At 70.4% G+C, this 15,693-nt stretch carries 19 protein-coding genes and 1 pseudogene; 5 read left to right on the plus strand and 15 right to left on the minus strand.

The window, feature by feature from the left end; genetic code table 11:
- Positions 1-2: 2 nt before the first annotated feature.
- From ACWCRD_RS14365 to clpS, 6 genes are all read right to left on the minus strand, one after another.
- Positions 3-281: a MoaD/ThiS family protein gene (locus ACWCRD_RS14365; RefSeq protein WP_115907918.1), complete on the minus strand. Its 279-nt coding sequence runs from the start codon at positions 279-281 to the stop codon at positions 3-5.
- A 105-nt stretch (positions 282-386) separates the two neighbouring features.
- Positions 387-488: a putative leader peptide gene (locus tag ACWCRD_RS14370; RefSeq protein ID WP_311736770.1), complete on the minus strand. Its 102-nt coding sequence runs from the start codon at positions 486-488 to the stop codon at positions 387-389.
- A gap of 79 nt (positions 489-567) precedes the next feature.
- Positions 568-990 carry a Mov34/MPN/PAD-1 family protein gene (locus tag ACWCRD_RS14375; RefSeq protein WP_450966144.1) on the minus strand — a complete coding sequence of 141 codons (423 nt, stop codon included), beginning with the start codon at positions 988-990 and terminating at the stop codon, positions 568-570.
- Positions 991-1,068: 78 nt separating this feature from the next.
- Positions 1,069-2,502: an amino acid permease gene (locus ACWCRD_RS14380; protein WP_450966145.1), complete on the minus strand. Its 1,434-nt coding sequence runs from the start codon at positions 2,500-2,502 to the stop codon at positions 1,069-1,071.
- 322 nt (positions 2,503-2,824) lie between these two features.
- Positions 2,825-3,427 carry a DUF2017 domain-containing protein gene (locus tag ACWCRD_RS14385; protein WP_450966146.1) on the minus strand — a complete coding sequence of 201 codons (603 nt, stop codon included), beginning with the start codon at positions 3,425-3,427 and terminating at the stop codon, positions 2,825-2,827.
- A gap of 12 nt (positions 3,428-3,439) precedes the next feature.
- Positions 3,440-3,757 (minus strand): ATP-dependent Clp protease adapter ClpS, encoded by a 318-nt coding sequence (gene clpS / locus ACWCRD_RS14390; RefSeq protein ID WP_030943626.1) that lies wholly within the window; start codon positions 3,755-3,757, stop codon positions 3,440-3,442.
- 57 nt (positions 3,758-3,814) lie between these two features.
- On the opposite strand from clpS, the gene ACWCRD_RS14395 reads away from it, so the two are divergent.
- Both ACWCRD_RS14395 and ACWCRD_RS14400 read left to right on the plus strand, forming a co-directional pair.
- Positions 3,815-5,161 (plus strand): nicotinate phosphoribosyltransferase, encoded by a 1,347-nt coding sequence (locus ACWCRD_RS14395; RefSeq protein WP_450966147.1) that lies wholly within the window; start codon positions 3,815-3,817, stop codon positions 5,159-5,161.
- A gap of 128 nt (positions 5,162-5,289) precedes the next feature.
- Positions 5,290-5,880: an isochorismatase family protein gene (locus tag ACWCRD_RS14400; protein ID WP_450966148.1), complete on the plus strand. Its 591-nt coding sequence runs from the start codon at positions 5,290-5,292 to the stop codon at positions 5,878-5,880.
- A gap of 41 nt (positions 5,881-5,921) precedes the next feature.
- Here the strand turns inward: ACWCRD_RS14400 and ACWCRD_RS14405 are convergent, their stop codons facing one another.
- Entirely contained in the window at positions 5,922-6,290 is a 369-nt protein-coding gene (locus ACWCRD_RS14405) for a hypothetical protein (RefSeq protein ID WP_450966149.1), read from the minus strand.
- 133 nt (positions 6,291-6,423) lie between these two features.
- Positions 6,424-6,763 (minus strand): annotated as a pseudogene (locus ACWCRD_RS14410) (immune inhibitor A domain-containing protein); the annotation flags it as partial.
- A gap of 383 nt (positions 6,764-7,146) precedes the next feature.
- Here ACWCRD_RS14410 and ACWCRD_RS14415 point away from each other — a divergent pair.
- A complete protein-coding gene (locus ACWCRD_RS14415) occupies positions 7,147-7,422 on the plus strand; it encodes a hypothetical protein (protein WP_365842146.1) in 276 nt (91 codons plus the stop codon).
- 100 nt (positions 7,423-7,522) lie between these two features.
- Here ACWCRD_RS14415 and ACWCRD_RS14420 read toward each other — a convergent pair whose 3' ends face one another.
- Both ACWCRD_RS14420 and ACWCRD_RS14425 read right to left on the minus strand, forming a co-directional pair.
- The gene (locus tag ACWCRD_RS14420) at positions 7,523-8,125 is read right to left on the minus strand and encodes an RDD family protein (protein WP_450966150.1); all 603 of its coding nucleotides are present in this window, start codon (positions 8,123-8,125) and stop codon (positions 7,523-7,525) included.
- An 89-nt stretch (positions 8,126-8,214) separates the two neighbouring features.
- Entirely contained in the window at positions 8,215-9,672 is a 1,458-nt protein-coding gene (locus ACWCRD_RS14425; RefSeq protein ID WP_450966151.1) for an RDD family protein, read from the minus strand.
- A 298-nt stretch (positions 9,673-9,970) separates the two neighbouring features.
- Here ACWCRD_RS14425 and ACWCRD_RS14430 point away from each other — a divergent pair, with 298 nt between their 5' ends.
- A complete protein-coding gene (locus ACWCRD_RS14430; RefSeq protein ID WP_450698270.1) occupies positions 9,971-10,384 on the plus strand; it encodes an SsgA family sporulation/cell division regulator in 414 nt (137 codons plus the stop codon).
- 19 nt (positions 10,385-10,403) lie between these two features.
- Here ACWCRD_RS14430 and ACWCRD_RS14435 read toward each other — a convergent pair whose 3' ends face one another.
- Positions 10,404-11,819, minus strand: coding sequence for an FAD-binding oxidoreductase (locus ACWCRD_RS14435; RefSeq protein WP_450966152.1), 1,416 nt, complete (start codon positions 11,817-11,819; stop codon positions 10,404-10,406).
- 101 nt (positions 11,820-11,920) lie between these two features.
- Here ACWCRD_RS14435 and ACWCRD_RS14440 point away from each other — a divergent pair, with 101 nt between their 5' ends.
- Positions 11,921-13,354, plus strand: a complete 1,434-nt coding sequence (locus ACWCRD_RS14440) for a tetratricopeptide repeat protein (RefSeq protein ID WP_450966153.1) — start codon at positions 11,921-11,923, stop codon at positions 13,352-13,354.
- A gap of 22 nt (positions 13,355-13,376) precedes the next feature.
- On the opposite strand, the gene nthA is transcribed toward ACWCRD_RS14440, so the two are convergent.
- From nthA to hppD, 4 genes are read right to left on the minus strand one after another with little or no spacing between them, the layout of a single operon-like run.
- Entirely contained in the window at positions 13,377-13,958 is a 582-nt protein-coding gene (nthA, locus tag ACWCRD_RS14445; protein ID WP_450966154.1) for a nitrile hydratase subunit alpha, read from the minus strand.
- Complete coding sequence (locus tag ACWCRD_RS14450; protein WP_115907904.1) at positions 13,955-14,251, minus strand: SH3-like domain-containing protein; 297 nt, start codon at positions 14,249-14,251, stop codon at positions 13,955-13,957. The genes nthA and ACWCRD_RS14450 overlap by 4 nt, the downstream gene beginning before the upstream one ends.
- Positions 14,244-14,534 carry a hypothetical protein gene (locus tag ACWCRD_RS14455; protein ID WP_450966155.1) on the minus strand — a complete coding sequence of 97 codons (291 nt, stop codon included), beginning with the start codon at positions 14,532-14,534 and terminating at the stop codon, positions 14,244-14,246. The genes ACWCRD_RS14450 and ACWCRD_RS14455 overlap by 8 nt, the downstream gene beginning before the upstream one ends.
- 13 nt (positions 14,535-14,547) lie before the next feature.
- Positions 14,548-15,693 (minus strand): 4-hydroxyphenylpyruvate dioxygenase, encoded by a 1,146-nt coding sequence (gene hppD / locus ACWCRD_RS14460; protein ID WP_450966156.1) that lies wholly within the window; start codon positions 15,691-15,693, stop codon positions 14,548-14,550.

Genomic DNA, 15,693 nt, shown 5'->3' on the forward strand with positions numbered 1-15,693 from the left:
GATCAGGCCATGCCGCCGGCCACGGCCGGCAGGATCGTGACGTTGTCGCCGTCGGCGACCTTGGTGTTGATGCCCTCGAGGAAGCGGACGTCCTCGTCGTTCAGGTAGACGTTGACGAAGCGGCGCAGCTCGCCGTTGTCCACGATGCGGGCCTGGATGCCCGCATGCCGGGTCTCGAGGTCGGCGAAGAGCTCGGCGAGGGTGTCCCCGTTGCCCTCCACCGCCTTCTCGCCGGCGGTGTAGGTGCGAAGGATGGTGGGGATGCGGACCTCGATGGCCATGGCTCAGGGCTCCTGTCGGGAGTAGTCAGTCGGTGGGCGCGCGGCAGCGCAGTGGAGCTTGTGGTGCACAAGGCGCCGCGGCTCACGGCCGTACGGCGGCAGGGATCAGCGCGTACAGATGGCGCTCTGCAGCCTGCACAGGTCGACGTGCAGCCGCGCCACGAGCAGCATGCCCGGCGTCTTGTCGCTCACGTCGTGGAAAACCATGGGGTCATCGTATCGATTCCCGGAGCCGGTCCCCGAGTGTGATCTCGCATACTGGACGAATTCTGACCGAAGCGCGAGATCAGTAGGCCTCCACGACCGTGACCTCCTCCTCCGTGACCTCGCCCTCCACGATCCGGTACGAACGGAACTGGAAGTCGCCGAGGCCGTCGGTGTCGGCGGTGGAGACGAGGACGTAGTGGGCGCCGGGCTCGTTGGCGTAGGAGATGTCGGTGCGGGACGGGTAGGCCTCCGTCGCGGTGTGGGAGTGGTAGATGACCACCGGCTCCTCGTCGCGGTCGTCCATCTCGCGGTAGAGCTTGAGCAGGTCGCCGGAGTCGAACTCGTAGAACGTGGGCGACATGGCCGCGTTCAGCATCGGGATGAACCGCTCGGGGCGGTTTGAACCGGCCGGGCCCGCGACGACGCCGCACGCCTCGTCGGGGTGGTCCTTGCGCGCGTGCGCGACGATCTGGTCGACGAGGGCCTGGGTGATGGTCAGCATGCTCGCCAGGATAAGCAGAGGGCCGTCCCGTACCGATGGGTGGTACGGGACGGCCCGGATGCCGAACAGGGGGGCGGGTCAGCCGACCTTCTCCAGCTCCGGCTCGCGCCGCCGGGTGACCTCGGGGTTGCTCGCCTTGAGGACCGCCCAGCCGATGCCGAGGACGACCGCCCAGCCGGCCATCACATAGAGGCAGACGCGGGAGTCGGCGTCGTAAGCGATCAGACCGGTGACGAAGAGCAGGAACACGATGGCGATGTACGAGCACACCGCGCCGCCCGGCGCCGGGAAGGACGAGGCGGGCAGCCGCCCCGCGACGACGGCCCGGCGGTACAGGACGTGGCTGATCAGGATCATCAGCCACGTCCAGATGCCGGCCGCGGTGGCCACCGAGGTGACGTAGCCGAACGCCTTCTCCGGGACGATGTAGTTGAGGACCACGCCGATGCCCATGAAGGCGACGGAGACCGTGATGCCGAGGGCCGGCGTCTTGGAGGCCGACAGCCTGGAGAAGGCGCGCGGGGCCTCGCCGTTGTCCGCCAGCGTGCGCAGCATGCGGCCCGTGGAGTACATGCCCGAGTTGCAGGAGGACAGCGCCGCGGTCAGGACGACGAAGTTGACGATGCCCGCACCGGCCGGGATGCCGATCAGCGCGAACGCCTTCACGAAGGGGCTGACGCCGGGCGCGAACTCGGTCCACTTGACGACACAGAGGATCACGGTGAGCGCGCCGACGTAGAACAGCGCGATGCGCCAGGGCAGGGTGTTGATCGCCTTGGGGAGGGTCTTCTCCGGGTTCTCGGACTCGCCGGCCGTGACGCCGACCAGCTCGACGGCGAGGTAGGCGAACATGACGCCCTGCAGGGTCATCAGGGACGAGCCGATGCCCTTGGGGAAGAAGCCGTCGAACTGCCAGAGGTTGGCGACGGAGGCGGTGTCACCGGCGGCGCTGAAGCCGAAGGTGAGGACGCCGAGCCCGATCACGATCATGCCGATCAGCGCGGTGACCTTGACCATCGAGAACCAGAACTCCAGCTCGCCGAAGAGCTTCACGGAGATCAGGTTGACCCCGAAGAGGATCACCAGGAAGACCAGGGCGGTCGTCCATTGCGGGATGTGCGGGAACCAGTAGTGGACGTAGATCGCGGCGGCCGTCAGCTCGGCCATGCCGGTCACGACCCACATCAGCCAGTAGGTCCAGGCGGTGAAGTAGCCGAAGAACGGGCCGAGGAACTCGCGGGAGTACTCCGCGAAGGAGCCCGAGACCGGGCGGTAGAGGAGCAGCTCGCCGAGCGCCCGCATGATGAAGAAGATGATCACGCCCGCGAGGGCGTACATGAAGATGAGGCTGGGGCCGGCCTTGGCGATGTTCGCCCCGGCACCCAGGAAGAGGCCGACGCCGACGGCGCCGCCGATCGCGATCATCTGGACCTGACGGCTGCCGAGCCCGCGCTCGTACCCCTCTTCGGCCCCCTCGGGGGCGTTGTCCGTACCGACCTGAGCGGAGGTCATGTGGTGATGCGCCTTTCTCCATTCCGACCCCGGGCCTCTCGTCGGCCCCGGATCGGGTCTCGATCCCCCCGGATAGATGGAGCGTTGTGCCTGGCCGGCGATTGGCCGGCTCGGTGGCGCACCCGGCCGAACGTGGGTGGTGTTCGCCGGGCGGTCGTGAAGATTTATCACGGCCGCAACCTTGATCATCGGAGCGAGATGTGACACACGCCACAGGGAGAACCGGACAAAGACCACCCCACGGGCGCATAGAAGGCGACCCTGGTGACCTCATCGTTATCCGGATTTGAGCGTCCTCTGAGCGAACGCCGAACGCCTCGTATCAGGGCATAAGGGTCGAGACGAGCGTCTCCTGGAGCCCACCCAGCCACAGGTACGCCATCACCATCGGCTTGCGTGGGTCCTCGTCCGGGAGGCGGTAGAGGAGGTCGGTGTCGTCCTCGTCGGTGATCTCCAGGCGGGAGCCGATCGCCAGGCGTAGGTCGTTGAGGGCGCCGAGCCACTGCCGGGACTCCTCGGCGGACAGCTTGAGGATCGCCCCGCCGTCGCCCGCCGGTGTGAGCGCGTCCAGGGAGCGGATCACGGCGAGGGCGCTCTCGCGCTTGGCGGCGCGCAGGTCGTTCTCCGTGAAACGGCGGAACTCGGCGGAGTACGCCCGCTGTTCCTCGGCCTCCTTGGGCCCGGGGGTGCCCTCCGGGTCGCTGTAGGCGTCCGGGAAGAGCCGCCTGAGCACGGGGTCCTTCGGGGGCTCGCTGGGGCCCTCGGCGAAGAGCTCGGCCAGCGGGTCGTCGGGGGCGTCCTCGCCGGGGCCGGGTCCGACGAGCTCCAGGAGCTGGACGGCCAGCGACCGGATGATGGAGATCTCGACGTCGTCGAGCGCGACGGCCGCGCCGCCGCCGGGGAGCGGTTCGAAGGTTCCTGGCATCAGGTTGAGTCGCTACTTCCGGTCCTGCTGGAGGGTGGCCCACAGTCCGTAGCCGTGCATCGCCTGCACGTCGCGTTCCATCTCCTCGCGAGTGCCGCTGGAGACGACCGCCCGGCCCTTGTGGTGGACATCGAGCATGAGCTTGGTGGCCTTGTCCTTGGTGTAGCCGAAGTACGTCTGGAAGACGTACGTCACATAGCTCATGAGGTTGACCGGGTCGTTGTGGACGATCGTGACCCAGGGGACGTCCGGCTCGGGTACGGCGAAGACCTCTTCCGCGGATTCGGTCCGTTCGATCTCAAGGGGAGCGGGTGACGTCACACAGCCCATGCTGCCACGGGCCCCACAAATCGTCACACTGACGCAAAGGGGTGTACCATTCTTGCCATGAACACAGCGGACCTTGGGCTGCCGGTGGACGTTCCCTCGACGGCGCTCTTCACGGACCAGTACGAGCTCACGATGCTGCAGGCCGCCCTCAGGGCCGGTACGGCCGAGCGGCGAAGCGTCTTCGAGGTCTTCACCCGGCGGCTGCCCGAGGGGCGGCGCTACGGCGTGGTGGCCGGCACCGGGCGGGTCCTGGACGCCGTGGAGAACTTCCGTTTCGACGCGGGTGTCCTGGGCTTCCTGCGCGAGCGGAACATCGTCGACGAGGCGACCCTCGAGTGGCTCGCCTCCTACCGCTTCTCAGGTGACGTGTGGGGCTATCCGGAGGGCGAGGTGTACTTCCCGGGCTCGCCGATCATGCGGGTCGAGGGGTCCTTCGCCGAGTGCGTGCTGCTGGAGACGGTGATCCTCTCCATCCTCAACCACGACTCCGCGATCGCCGCGGCCGCCTCCCGGATGTCCTCGGCCGCCGGGCACCGCCCGCTGATCGAGATGGGCGCCCGGCGTACCCACGAGCTCGCCGCCGTCGCCGCCTCCCGCGCCGCGTACGTGGGCGGCTTCGCCTCCACCTCGGACCTCGCGGCCGGCTTCCGCTACAACATCCCGACCGTCGGGACCTCCGCGCACGCCTTCACCCTCCTGCACGACCGCGAGCGGGACGCGTTCCAGGCCCAGGTCAACTCGCTCGGCCGCAACACCACCCTGCTCGTGGACACCTACGACGTCGCCGAGGCCGTCCGCACGGCCGTCGAGATCGCCGGGCCCGAGCTGGGCGCCGTGCGCATCGACTCCGGCGACCTGCTGCTGGTCGCGCACCGGGTGCGGCAGCAGCTGGACGAGCTGGGCGCGACGGCCACGAAGATCATCGTGACCTCGGACCTCGACGAGTACGCCATCGCCTCGCTGGCCGCGGCGCCCGTGGACGCGTACGGCGTCGGAACGCAGCTGGTCACCGGGTCGGGGCACCCGACCGCCTCGATGGTCTACAAGCTGGTGGCCCGCGCCGAGTCCGACGACCCGAAGGCGCCGCTGGTGCCGGTGGCGAAGAAGTCCAGCGGCGGCAAGAGCTCCGTCGGCGGCCGCAAGTGGGCCGCGCGGCGACTGGACGCCGACGGCGTCGCGGAGGCCGAGGTCGTCGGCACCGGCACCGTCCCGGCCGAGCTGGCGGACCTGCAGCTGCTGGTCGAGCTGGTCAAGGGCGGTGACGTGGTGGCGCGCGAGCCGCTGGACGTCGTACGCGACCGGCACACGGCCGCGCGCGCCAGTCTGCCGCTGTCCGCGACCCAGCTCTCGCGCGGGGAACCGGTCATTCCGACGGAGTACGTACACGGGCGCTCGGGTAGCTAAAGCAGGTGCCGCCGGATACGCCCCGTGACGCCCCCTCCCCTACCGGGCGGGAACTCAATACGCTCGGAAGTTCAATGGCCGGGCCCGCACCCCTCCCCCCGACCCCATCGTCGAGAAGGACACCCACCATGCGCCGCGCCTTGATCGTCGTTGACGTGCAGAACGACTTCTGCGAGGGGGGCAGCCTCGCCGTGGCCGGGGGTGCCGACGTGGCCGCCGCCATCACCGAGCTGATCGGGCAGGCGGGCGGCTCCGGCTATCGGCACGTGGTGGCCACCCGCGACCACCACATAGCGCCCGGCGGCCACTTCGCCGACAACCCAGACTTCCAGCACTCCTGGCCCGCGCACTGCGTCGCGGGCACCGAGGGCGTCGGCTTCCACCCGAACTTCGCGCCCGCCGTCGCCTCCGGGGCGATCGACGCCGTCTTCGACAAGGGGGCGTACGCGGCGGCGTACAGCGGGTTCGAGGGGGCCGACGAGCACGGCGTGAAGCTCGCCGACTGGCTGCGCGCCCGTGAGGTCGACGAGGTCGACGTCGTCGGGATCGCCACCGACCACTGCGTGCGCGCCACCGCTTTGGACGCCGCTCGGGAGGGCTTCCGTACCCAGGTGCTGCTCGACCTGACCGCGGGGGTCGCCGAGGCGACCACCGAGCGGGCCCTCGAAGAGCTGCGCTCGGCGGGCGTGGAGTTGTCCGGGAAGCCCGTGGTTGCCTGAGCGTGCCGCGGTCCGGGGTGCCACGATGGGTCGTCGGGCGGCTATAGGTCCATCGTGGCTGGTCGCGCCGTTCCCCGCGCCCCTTCGGGGCGCTGCCTCAGCAATGCCCTGACCGGGTGCCACAGCTCCTGCGGGCCGACCAGGACACCGTTGTCAGGTGCCGTGCGCCATATGAGGCCGTCGGGGTGGTGCAGGACCGCGGTGATCTCGTCGGGGGTCGGCGGGGCGGCGTTGCCGCGCAGGTAGACCGCCCGCATGCCCAGGTTGCGCAGCCTGGTCAGGGCGCGCGCCCGGTTCTGGGCGTGCACGAGGAAGCGTATGCAGCCCGTGCCGTCGGCGGTGGGGCTGGGCAGGTTCAGCGCCACCACCACGCTGCCTGTCGGCAGCTTGCAGAAACCTCCTGCGGCCATGCAGTCACACCCCCGTGCGAGTCGATGTCGTTACCGGTGTCAATAAGGGAAGCACAGGACGCACCTAAACACGATCGGCGGCGACCCGCCAGGGGGTCACCACCGATACGCTTCTGACCTGCGGAAACACCGACTACTTCATCGCGGGGCCGACCTCGGCCTTGATCGTCGAGCCGTCCTTGGCCTCCTTGACGATCCTGATCTTGGTGTTGGTGTCAGTGATCTTGACACCGGCGAAGGGGGTCGCGTTCTCGTAGTAGGTGCTCGCGTGATCGTCGAAGACCGGCACGTCGAAGACCGGCACGCCCTTCGACGACGGGAGCTTCGTTCGACGTCCGCGTTGTCCAGCGTGATGCCGTCCGCGCGGTACAGGCTGAACGGCGAGACGTAGGACTGGATACGGCTGCGCATAGGCGTGCCGGCGGACCACTGCAGGTGTCCCACTTCCAGATCAACCGGCCGTTCTGGTACGGGGAGCCGGGCCTTGTGACCACGCTGCATCTTCAACTCCCCTCCCAGGCCTTCCGCTTACCGGTCTTGGAGTCCTCGCCGTTCCAGACCACACCCGACACCCGAACGCCCGGGCGGTGCCGACGCACTGACCGGGCGTCGGGTAGACGCCATGCGGAGTTGAGGTTCGCTTTACGGACACCCTGACGGCGCGTTCGAACGTCCACTTGATGGACGCCATGACTCCGTGCGCCCCCTGTGCACCGGCACTGTTGGTTAGGTCACGCTTACCGTTCGTTCCACTCGGGCATGCACGCGATTAGAGTCGGTTGGCGGACTGCCCGGAAATCGGCAGAAACCCAGGCCGACTCCCCCGTGGACCCCCACTTCCGAGGACACGATTGCCATGCCTCGTCCGACGCCCGCCCAGCTCGTCTACGGTTCGTGCACCGTGATCTTCTCGACGCTCGCCATGCTGCTGCTGTCGCAGACGAGTTCGGGCGTGGGGATCGCGGTCATCGCCTTCGCGGCACTCGCCCTCGGGCTGCTGGTCGCCATGACGGTTCCTCTGCCGAAGCCGAGGGTCGTTGCGGTGCAGCAGCCTCCTGCGGTTGCGGAGGAGGCGCCCGTGCCGGTCGCGGCGGCGGCCTCCGAGCCCGTGCGGGAGCGCGCCGCTTCCTGACGTAATACGGCCGTCGGTCGTCTGCGGGCCCGTCGTGGCTTGTCGCGCCCACGCGGCGGAGCCGCATATTGATACGGCCCGCGCCCCTTGGGGCGCGGCTTCAACTGGTGGTCACCACGACCGTCTTGGCGGCCTTGTCGTGCAGGCCCTGTTTGTAGGGGCGGTCGAAGTAGCTCCAGCCGCCTGAGATGGCCGTCCAGATGCAGGCGCAGCAGAACGCGAAGGGGATCCACAGGACCGCCGAGCGGATCAGTGTGGTCTGTACGGAGGGTGTGGAGCCGTTGTCGAGGTTGGCGACGCGCATGCTCAGCCACTTCTTGCCGAGCGTCTGTCCCGTCCTGCTGATCAGATACGTGTCGTAGCCGATGTAGAGCACGGCGGCGATCAGCGACTGCGCGAAGGACTTGGTGTAGGAGAGGTTGTTGCCGTTCACGTCGTACTCGTGAACGTTGAACGCCCAGGTGAGCAGCCAGACGACGATGCCCACGAGGATCAGGTCGATGATCCGGGCGAGCGTGCGCCTGCCGCTGTCGGCGAGCGGGGGCATACCGGCGAGGGGGTCGGTGGGGTACTGGCCGCCGCCGTAGGGGTCGCCGCCGTACGGCGGGGGTTGCCCGCCGCCGCCGGGGGCGTCGTACGGTGACTTCCTGAACGGGTCGTCCTCCGGCGGTCCGCCGGATCCGGGGGGCGGTTCGCTGCTCATGGCCCGAGTGGACCGCGAACCCCCCGGCTCCGCATCCGGCGAACGGCCGTCCGGAGTACCGGATCACCTGGTGCAAACGTGGTATGCGGTCAGCCCGCGACGAACGTACCCGCCGCCTTGTCGTGCCAGCACTGGTGCCACGGACGGTCGAACAGGCACCACAGGACGCCCACGACCCCGACGCCGAGCAGACCGGGCACGCTGTACACGAGCCAGCGGCGCAGCGCCCCGCCGAAGGTCGGCGGCTCGTGCGCCTCGATGTCCCGCACCTCCAGGCCCAGCAGCTTCTTGCCGAGGGTGCGGCCCCACCTGGCGGTGGGCAGCACCTCGTAGAGGACGCCGAAGCCGAGCAGTACGGCCAGGACGATGCCCAGGTACACGGTCGTCGTGCCGTCCAGCAGCCAGACGGTCACGGTCTGGCCGGAGAGTCTGGCCTCGTCGATCTTCTGGTTGACGTGGTCGACGGCCTTGGCGCCGAGCGGTACGGCGGCCACCGCCGTGACGCCGGCGAGGACGACGGTGTCCAGCAGCCGGGCGGCCAGCCGCTTGCCGAGGCCCGCGGGGCGGGCCGACGCCTGGCGCATGGCGGCCGCCTGGAAGATGTCCTCGACCGGCGGCTTCCAGGGGGCCACGGGCTGGTCCTCGTCGGCGCCCGCGAGCCGGTGGACCTGCTGCGCCCAGGAGTGCTGGCCGCCGCCGGGGCCGCTGGTCATCGGGGTGGCGACGGGGGCGGGCGGCTGCGCGGCGGGGGGCTGGGCTGCCGCTGCGGGCCGGGCGCCGCCGCCCTGCGGCGGGATCACCGGGGCGGCCTGCTGGGGGCCCGAAGGGGCGGCCTGCGCGGGCTGCGCCTGCGCCGCTGCGGCGCGGTCGGCGGCCGCCTTGCCCGCGCCGAAGCCGGGCGCCCCCGTGCTGCCGTTCTGCGCCCCGCCCTGCCCACCCGTGCGCTGGGACAGCGCACGGAACGTCATGGTGCCCTCGTCGGCCGTGGGGCCACCGGGGCCGGGGATGCCGCGGCCGGCCGCTGCCGGGGGCTCCTTCTCCCCGGTCGGCGCCGTGGGCCTGCGGAAGACGAAGGTGCCGCCGGAGGCCGGGTCGTCCCCTTCCGAGTCCGCGGGCGGGATCGTCGCCGTGCCGTCGGTGCGGGACGCCTGGCCGTCCGGCTGGGCGGGGGCGCCGTCGGCGAGGCGCGGGTCCGCGGACTGCGGGTTGCCCCAGGACACCCGGCGGTCCTGGTCGCCGCCGAAGCCGGACTGCCGGGAGCTGTCGGCGCCCCAGACCGCCGCGGGTTCGGTGCGGCCGCCGTGCTGGGCCGGGGCCGACTGCGGCACGGGGTCCTCGTCGAAGAAGTGCGGTCCCGTCTCCTCGACCGGAGCCGGGTCGCTGCCGGGCGGCGGGGCGAGCGAGTCGCCGTCCGTCGGGGCCGGACGGCTGGTGCCCGGAACCCAGGACGCACCGTTCCAGTACCGGACATATCCGGGAATGGACGGGTCCGGGTAATACCCTTCGCGGGGCCTGTTGTCACCGGGTGCCGGGGTTGGGGCGCTCATGTCCGTCGTCCCGTATCTGCTCGGGGGTCAATATAGAGGCCTCCACATCTATCAGACGGGCGCAACCCCCACCGACAGTCCCGCCAGTCCCACCCCTTTCCGGGCAACCTCGTACATGTACTTCACACGAGTGGAACCCGGGGAGCCACGAATCTTTCGGCCGGGGGCGTGCACGGTCCTCACGCGTCCGGAAAGAATTCTCCGAACTCGCGTAATGCTGGCGCCCCTCTCCTCTCTCCACGTGTACGGGCCCACCCGCAGGGCCCCGTACACCTGCCCGAGAGAGGAACCGGACAACATGCACTACACCGTGGTGGAGCGCGAGCTGGAGCTCAGACTGATCCTGTCGCCGGAGCGGAGCATTCCGGTGCCGGCCCGGCTGAGCTACCGCACCGACGACCCGTACGCCGTCCACATCACCTTCCACACCAACTCCGAGAACCCCGTGTACTGGACGTTCTCCCGCGACCTCCTGGTGGAGGGCGTGTTCCGGGCCTGCGGGCACGGGGACGTGCGGGTGTGGCCGACCAAGTCGGAGGGGCGCAGCGTCGTTCTGATGGCGCTGAGTTCACCCGACGGTGACGCCCTCCTGGAGGCGCCGGCCGCCCAGGTGTCGGCCTGGCTGGAGCGGACGCTGCGGGTGGTGCCCCCGGGGACTGAGGGCGAGCAGCTGGGGATCGACGCCGCGCTCGACCAGTTGCTCGCCCAGTGAGCCGTACCCCCCACGGGGGTCAGAACAGCTTGCCCGGGTTCAGGATGCCCAGCGGGTCGAAGACCTGCTTGACCGCCCGCTGCATCTCCACCCCCACCGGGCCGATCTCGCGTGCCAGCCACTCCTTCTTCAGGACGCCCACGCCGTGCTCGCCGGTGATGGTGCCGCCGAGTTCAAGGCCGAGCGCCATGATCTCGTCGAAGGACTCGCGGGCGCGCCGGGACTCGTCGGGGTCGGCGGCGTCGAAGCAGACCGTCGGATGGGTGTTGCCGTCGCCGGCGTGCGCGACGACACCGATGGTGAGCTGGTACTTCTCGGCGATCCGCTCGGTGCCTTCGAGCATCTCGCCGAGCCGGGACCGGGGCACGCACACGTCGTCGATCATCGTCGTACCGCTGACGGCTTCGAGCGCGGTGAGCGACAACCGCCGCGCCTGGAGCAGCAGTTCGGACTCCGCGAAGTCGTCGGCCGGGACGACCTGGGTGGCGCCCGCCGCCTCGCACAGCGCGCCGACGGCGGCGAGGTCGGCGGCGGGGTCCGGGGTGTCGAAGGCCGCGAGGAGCAGGGCCTCGGTGGTCTCCGGGAGGCCCATGTGCGCGAGGTCGTTGACCGCCTTGACCGTCGTACGGTCCATCAGCTCCAGCAGCGACGGCACGTGGCCGCCCTCCATGATCCGGCACACCGCGTCGCAGGCGGCGGCGCCGGACGCGAACTCGGCCGCCAGCACAAGCTGCTGTGGCGGCTGCGGCCTGAGGGCCAGGATCGCCTTGACGACGATGCCGAGCGAGCCCTCGGAGCCGACGAAGAGCCGGGTCAGGTCGTAGCCGGCGACGCCCTTGGCCGTGCGGCGGCCGGTGGACATGAGCCGCCCGTCGGCCAGCACCACCTCCAGGCCGAGCACGTACTCGGCCGTGACCCCGTACTTCACACAGCACAGACCGCCCGAGGCCGTGCCGATGTTGCCGCCGATCGTGCACATCTCCCAGCTGGACGGGTCCGGCGGGTAGTACAGACCGTGTTCGCCGACCGCGCGGGACAGGGTCGCGTTGATGACGCCCGGTTCGACCACGGCGATGCGGTCGACGGGACTGATCTCCAGGATGCGGTCCATCTTGGTCAGGGACAGCACGATGCAGCCGTCGGAGGCGTTGGCGCCGCCCGACAGGCCCGTGCGGGCACCCTGCGGGACGACCGGGACGCGCAGTTCGGTGGCGATGCGCATGACGTGCTGGACCTCTTCGACCGTGCGGGGCAGCACCACCACCGCCGGGGTGCCGGCCGGGCAGAAGCTGGCCATGTCGTTGGCGTAGGAGGCCGTGACGTCCGGGTCGGTCAGGACGGCCTCGGCGGGCAGACCTCCCAGCAGACGCTCGACGAGGCTGCCGGTCGCTGCTGTGTCTTCATCGCGACGCGCTTCGATGCGGCTCATGATCACAGCGTCGCACCCGGGGCCATCGGTGTGAACCCCGTCTACGGCACTGGACGTACGCCGGGATGTGCTCGTCGTATGGACGGCAATGACGCACAGTGATCGCCATGGAGAAGCAAGCGGAGGGCCGCCGCCCGCGTCCGGTCCGACGGGTGCTGATCGCCGCCGTCGCGGGGTGTGCGGTCCTCGGCGGGGTGCTGGCGCTGTGGCCCTGGGAGCGGGCGACCGTGCCCCGGCCGGTGGCGCCCGCTCCGGCACCGGGCGCGCAGGCGCTGACGGCGGTGACCTCCGGGGTGCCGGCCGCGCTGCCGGACCTGGCGATGCTGATCGCCGGGCGCGAGGCCCGGGTGCGCGCGCACCCCGAGGACGCGCAGTCGTGGGCGGTGCTCGGGACGGCCTATGTGGAGCAGGGGCGGCGCACGGCGGACGCGACGAACTACCCGCGGGCCGAGAGGGCGCTGCGGACCTCGCTGAAGGTCCGGGAGAAGGGGAACGCGACGGCGTCGGCCGGCATGGCGGCGCTGGCGAACGCGCGCCGGGACTTCCGGTCGGCGCGGACCTGGGGCGTGGCGGCGCTGAAGCTCGCGCCGAAGCGGTGGACGACGTATCCGCTGCTGATCGACGCCTACACCGGCCTCGGCGACTACAAGGCGGCCAAGAAGACACTGGACCGGCTGCTGGAGCTGCACCCCGGGGCGGCCGCCGTGCGGGCGCGGGCCGCGGCCCTCTACCGCGACCGGGGCTGGCGGGAGGATGCCGCAGCCGCCCTTTCGGACGCGGCGGCGGCAGCGGGCACACCGGCCGAGCAGGCGGCATGGCTGGAGCGGGCCGGGCAGCTGGCCTTCGAGCGCGGAGACCTGGAGGAGGCGCTCCGGCACTTCCAGGCGGCGGTACGGCTCGACCCCGACCAGCGGGCCGCGCAGGCCGGACAGGGCAGGACGCTGGCGGCACTGGGCCGCACCACGGAGGCGCTGAACGCGTACCGGGTGGCGCTCGACAGGCAGCCGTGCCCCCAGTACGCCCTGGAACTCGGCGAGTTGTACGAGTCGCTGGGCATGGCGGATGCGGCCCGCGCGGAGTACGACGTGCTGGGCACCCGGGTGCAGGACGAGGTGGCGGGCGGTGTGGACGACGACCTGGTGCGCGGTGTGTTCGAGGCGGACCACGGGGATGCGCGCACGGCCGTGCGGCTGCTGCGCGCCGAGTGGCAGCGGCAGCCGGGGACCGAGGTGGCGGACGCGCTGGGGTGGGCGCTGCACATGGCCGGGGACGACAAGGGGGCGCTGAAGTTCGCCATGGCGGCGACGGACAGGGCGCACGGGGGTGCGGTGCGCAGTGCGCTGTACGTGTACCACCGGGGCATGATCGAGCAGGAGCTGGACCTGGTCTGGCCCGCGCGGCGGCATCTGCAGGAGGCGTTGCGGATCAACCCGTACTTCTCGCCGCTACGGGTGCCGCTGGCGAAGCAGGCGCTGGCGGCACTGGGCGACCCACCGGACGCACCAGTGCCGACGGGGAGCCCGAGCGCCGAGGACGACTAGGGCATCCGGAACCGCCCGAAGGTCAGACGGCCGCCGTTCCGATCAGTGCGTTGCGGGTGACGAGGGCCGCGAGCTGGTCCTCGTCCAGGGCCTCCGTGCCCTCGGGGCGGCGTGGGAGGACCATGTAGCGGGTCTCCGCGCTGGAGTCCCACACCGTGATCTCCGTGCCGGCGGGCAGCTCCAGGCCGAACTCGGCCAGTACGGCGCGGGGTTCGCGGACCACGCGGGAGCGGTAGGCCTCGGACTTGTACCAGCTCGGGGACGGGCCGAGCAGGCGCAACGGGTAGCAGGAGCAGAGGGTGCAGACGATGACGTTGTGGGTGGTGTCCGTGTTCTCGACGACCCTCAGCCGCTGGTACGAGCCCTCCATGAAGCCGAGTTCCCGCACCGCCGCGGTGCCGTCCGCCAGCAGCCGCGCCCTGAAGTCGGCGTCGGTCCAGGCGCGGGCGACGACCCGCGCGCCGTTCGCGGGCGAGGCGCCGGTCACGGACGCGTCGATGATCTCGTCCAGCCGGGCGCCCGACAGGACCCCCTTCTCCTCCAGCAGGGTCTCCAGGCGCCGTACCCGCTGCGCGATCGTCGCGTCGGAGTGGTCACCGCTCATCGGGCCGCACCTTCTTCGTCCGCTTCCAAGTAGCTTTCCCACAGGTCCAGTACGACGTGGTGGTCGCCCTCGCCCCACAGGTCACGGGCCGCGAACCGGACGGCGTAGACCTGCTCGACCGGTGCGTCCCCGCGGCCCTGCGCGCTGACGTCGGCCAGTTCCGCCCGCCCCTCCGGTTCGACCACGATGCCGCGCTTGCCGCGTGCGTACCGCGGCAGGCGGGTGTGGTGCGGCGGGTCGTGGTGGAAGGTGCGGACGGCCGTGCCCGGCGGGAAACGGTCGCCGTCAGCCATCGAGCCCGTCCAGCTCACCCGGCTTGATCACGCCCTTGCGTTCCAGCAGGGTGCAGATCGCCTCGAACCAGCGCTCGTAGTACGACGCCGCCAGGTACTGTCTGGGCGGCATCGACTCGATGGCGTCCCGGAACTCGTTCGTGTTGAAGATCCCCTGCGCACGCAGGGCCCCGAGGAGCCCGACGACCCGGGCCTCCCAGTCCGCGTGGAAGGGCTCGGCGTCGTCGGTGATGTCGACGGCGCCGAAGCCCTCCGTGCCGCCCACGTCGTTGATCCTGGCCATGCGGTCAGACTACTCAGAGGTTGCCGCGCTTCTCCTGCTCCCGCTCGATCGCCTCGAACAGGGCCTTGAAGTTGCCCTTGCCGAAGCCCATCGAGCCGTGCCGCTCGATGATCTCGAAGAAGACGGTCGGACGGTCCTGGACCGGCTTGGTGAAGATCTGCAGCAGATAGCCGTCCTCGTCGCGGTCGGCGAGGATCTTCAGCTCGCGCAGGGTGTCGATCGGCACGCGGGTGTCGCCGACCCACTCGCCGAGGGTGTCGTAGTACGAGTCCGGGGTGTTCAGGAACTCCACGCCCGCCGCGCGCATGGTGCGGACCGTCTGCACGATGTCGTTCGTGTTGAGCGCGATGTGCTGGACGCCCGCACCGCCGTAGAACTCCAGGTACTCGTCGATCTGGGACTTCTTCTTGGCGATGGCGGGCTCGTTGATCGGGAACTTGACCTTGAGGGTGCCGTCGGCGACGACCTTCGACATCAGCGCGCTGTACTCGGTGGCGATGTCGTCGCCCACGAACTCCTTCATGTTCGTGAAGCCCATGACCTTGTTGTAGAAGCCGACCCACTCGTTCATCCTGCCGAGCTCGACGTTGCCCACGCAGTGGTCGATGGCCTGGAAGGTGCGCTGGGCGGGCGGTTCGACCATGGGGGCGGCGGTGACGAAGCCGGGCAGGTAGGGGCCGTCGTAGCCGGAGCGGTCGACGAGGGTGTGGCGGGTCTCGCCGTAGGTGGCGATCGCGGCGAGGACGACCGTGCCGTGCTCGTCCTTCAGCTCGTACGGCTCCGCGACGCTCTTCGCGCCGTGCTCGATCGCGTAGGCGTAGGCGCGGCGGGCGTCCGGGACCTCGATGGCGAGGTCGATCACGCCGTCGCCGTGCTCGGCCACATGCCGGGCGAGGAAGTGGCCCCAGGTGGTGGTGGGCTTGATGACGGAGGTGAGGACGAAGCGGGCGGAGCCGTTCTCGAGGACGTAGCTCGCGGTCTCGCGGCTGCCGTTCTCCGGTCCGGAGTAGGCGACCAGCTTCATGCCGAAGGCGGTGGAGTAGTAGTGCGCCGCCTGCTTGGCGTTGCCCACGGCGAAGACGACCGCGTCCATTCCCTTGACCGGGAAGGGGTCGGCCTGCCGGGCGGTGTCGGGAGAGTGGTGTGTGGTCTGCGTCAT

Source organism: Streptomyces sp. NPDC002092 (assembly GCF_053593775.1).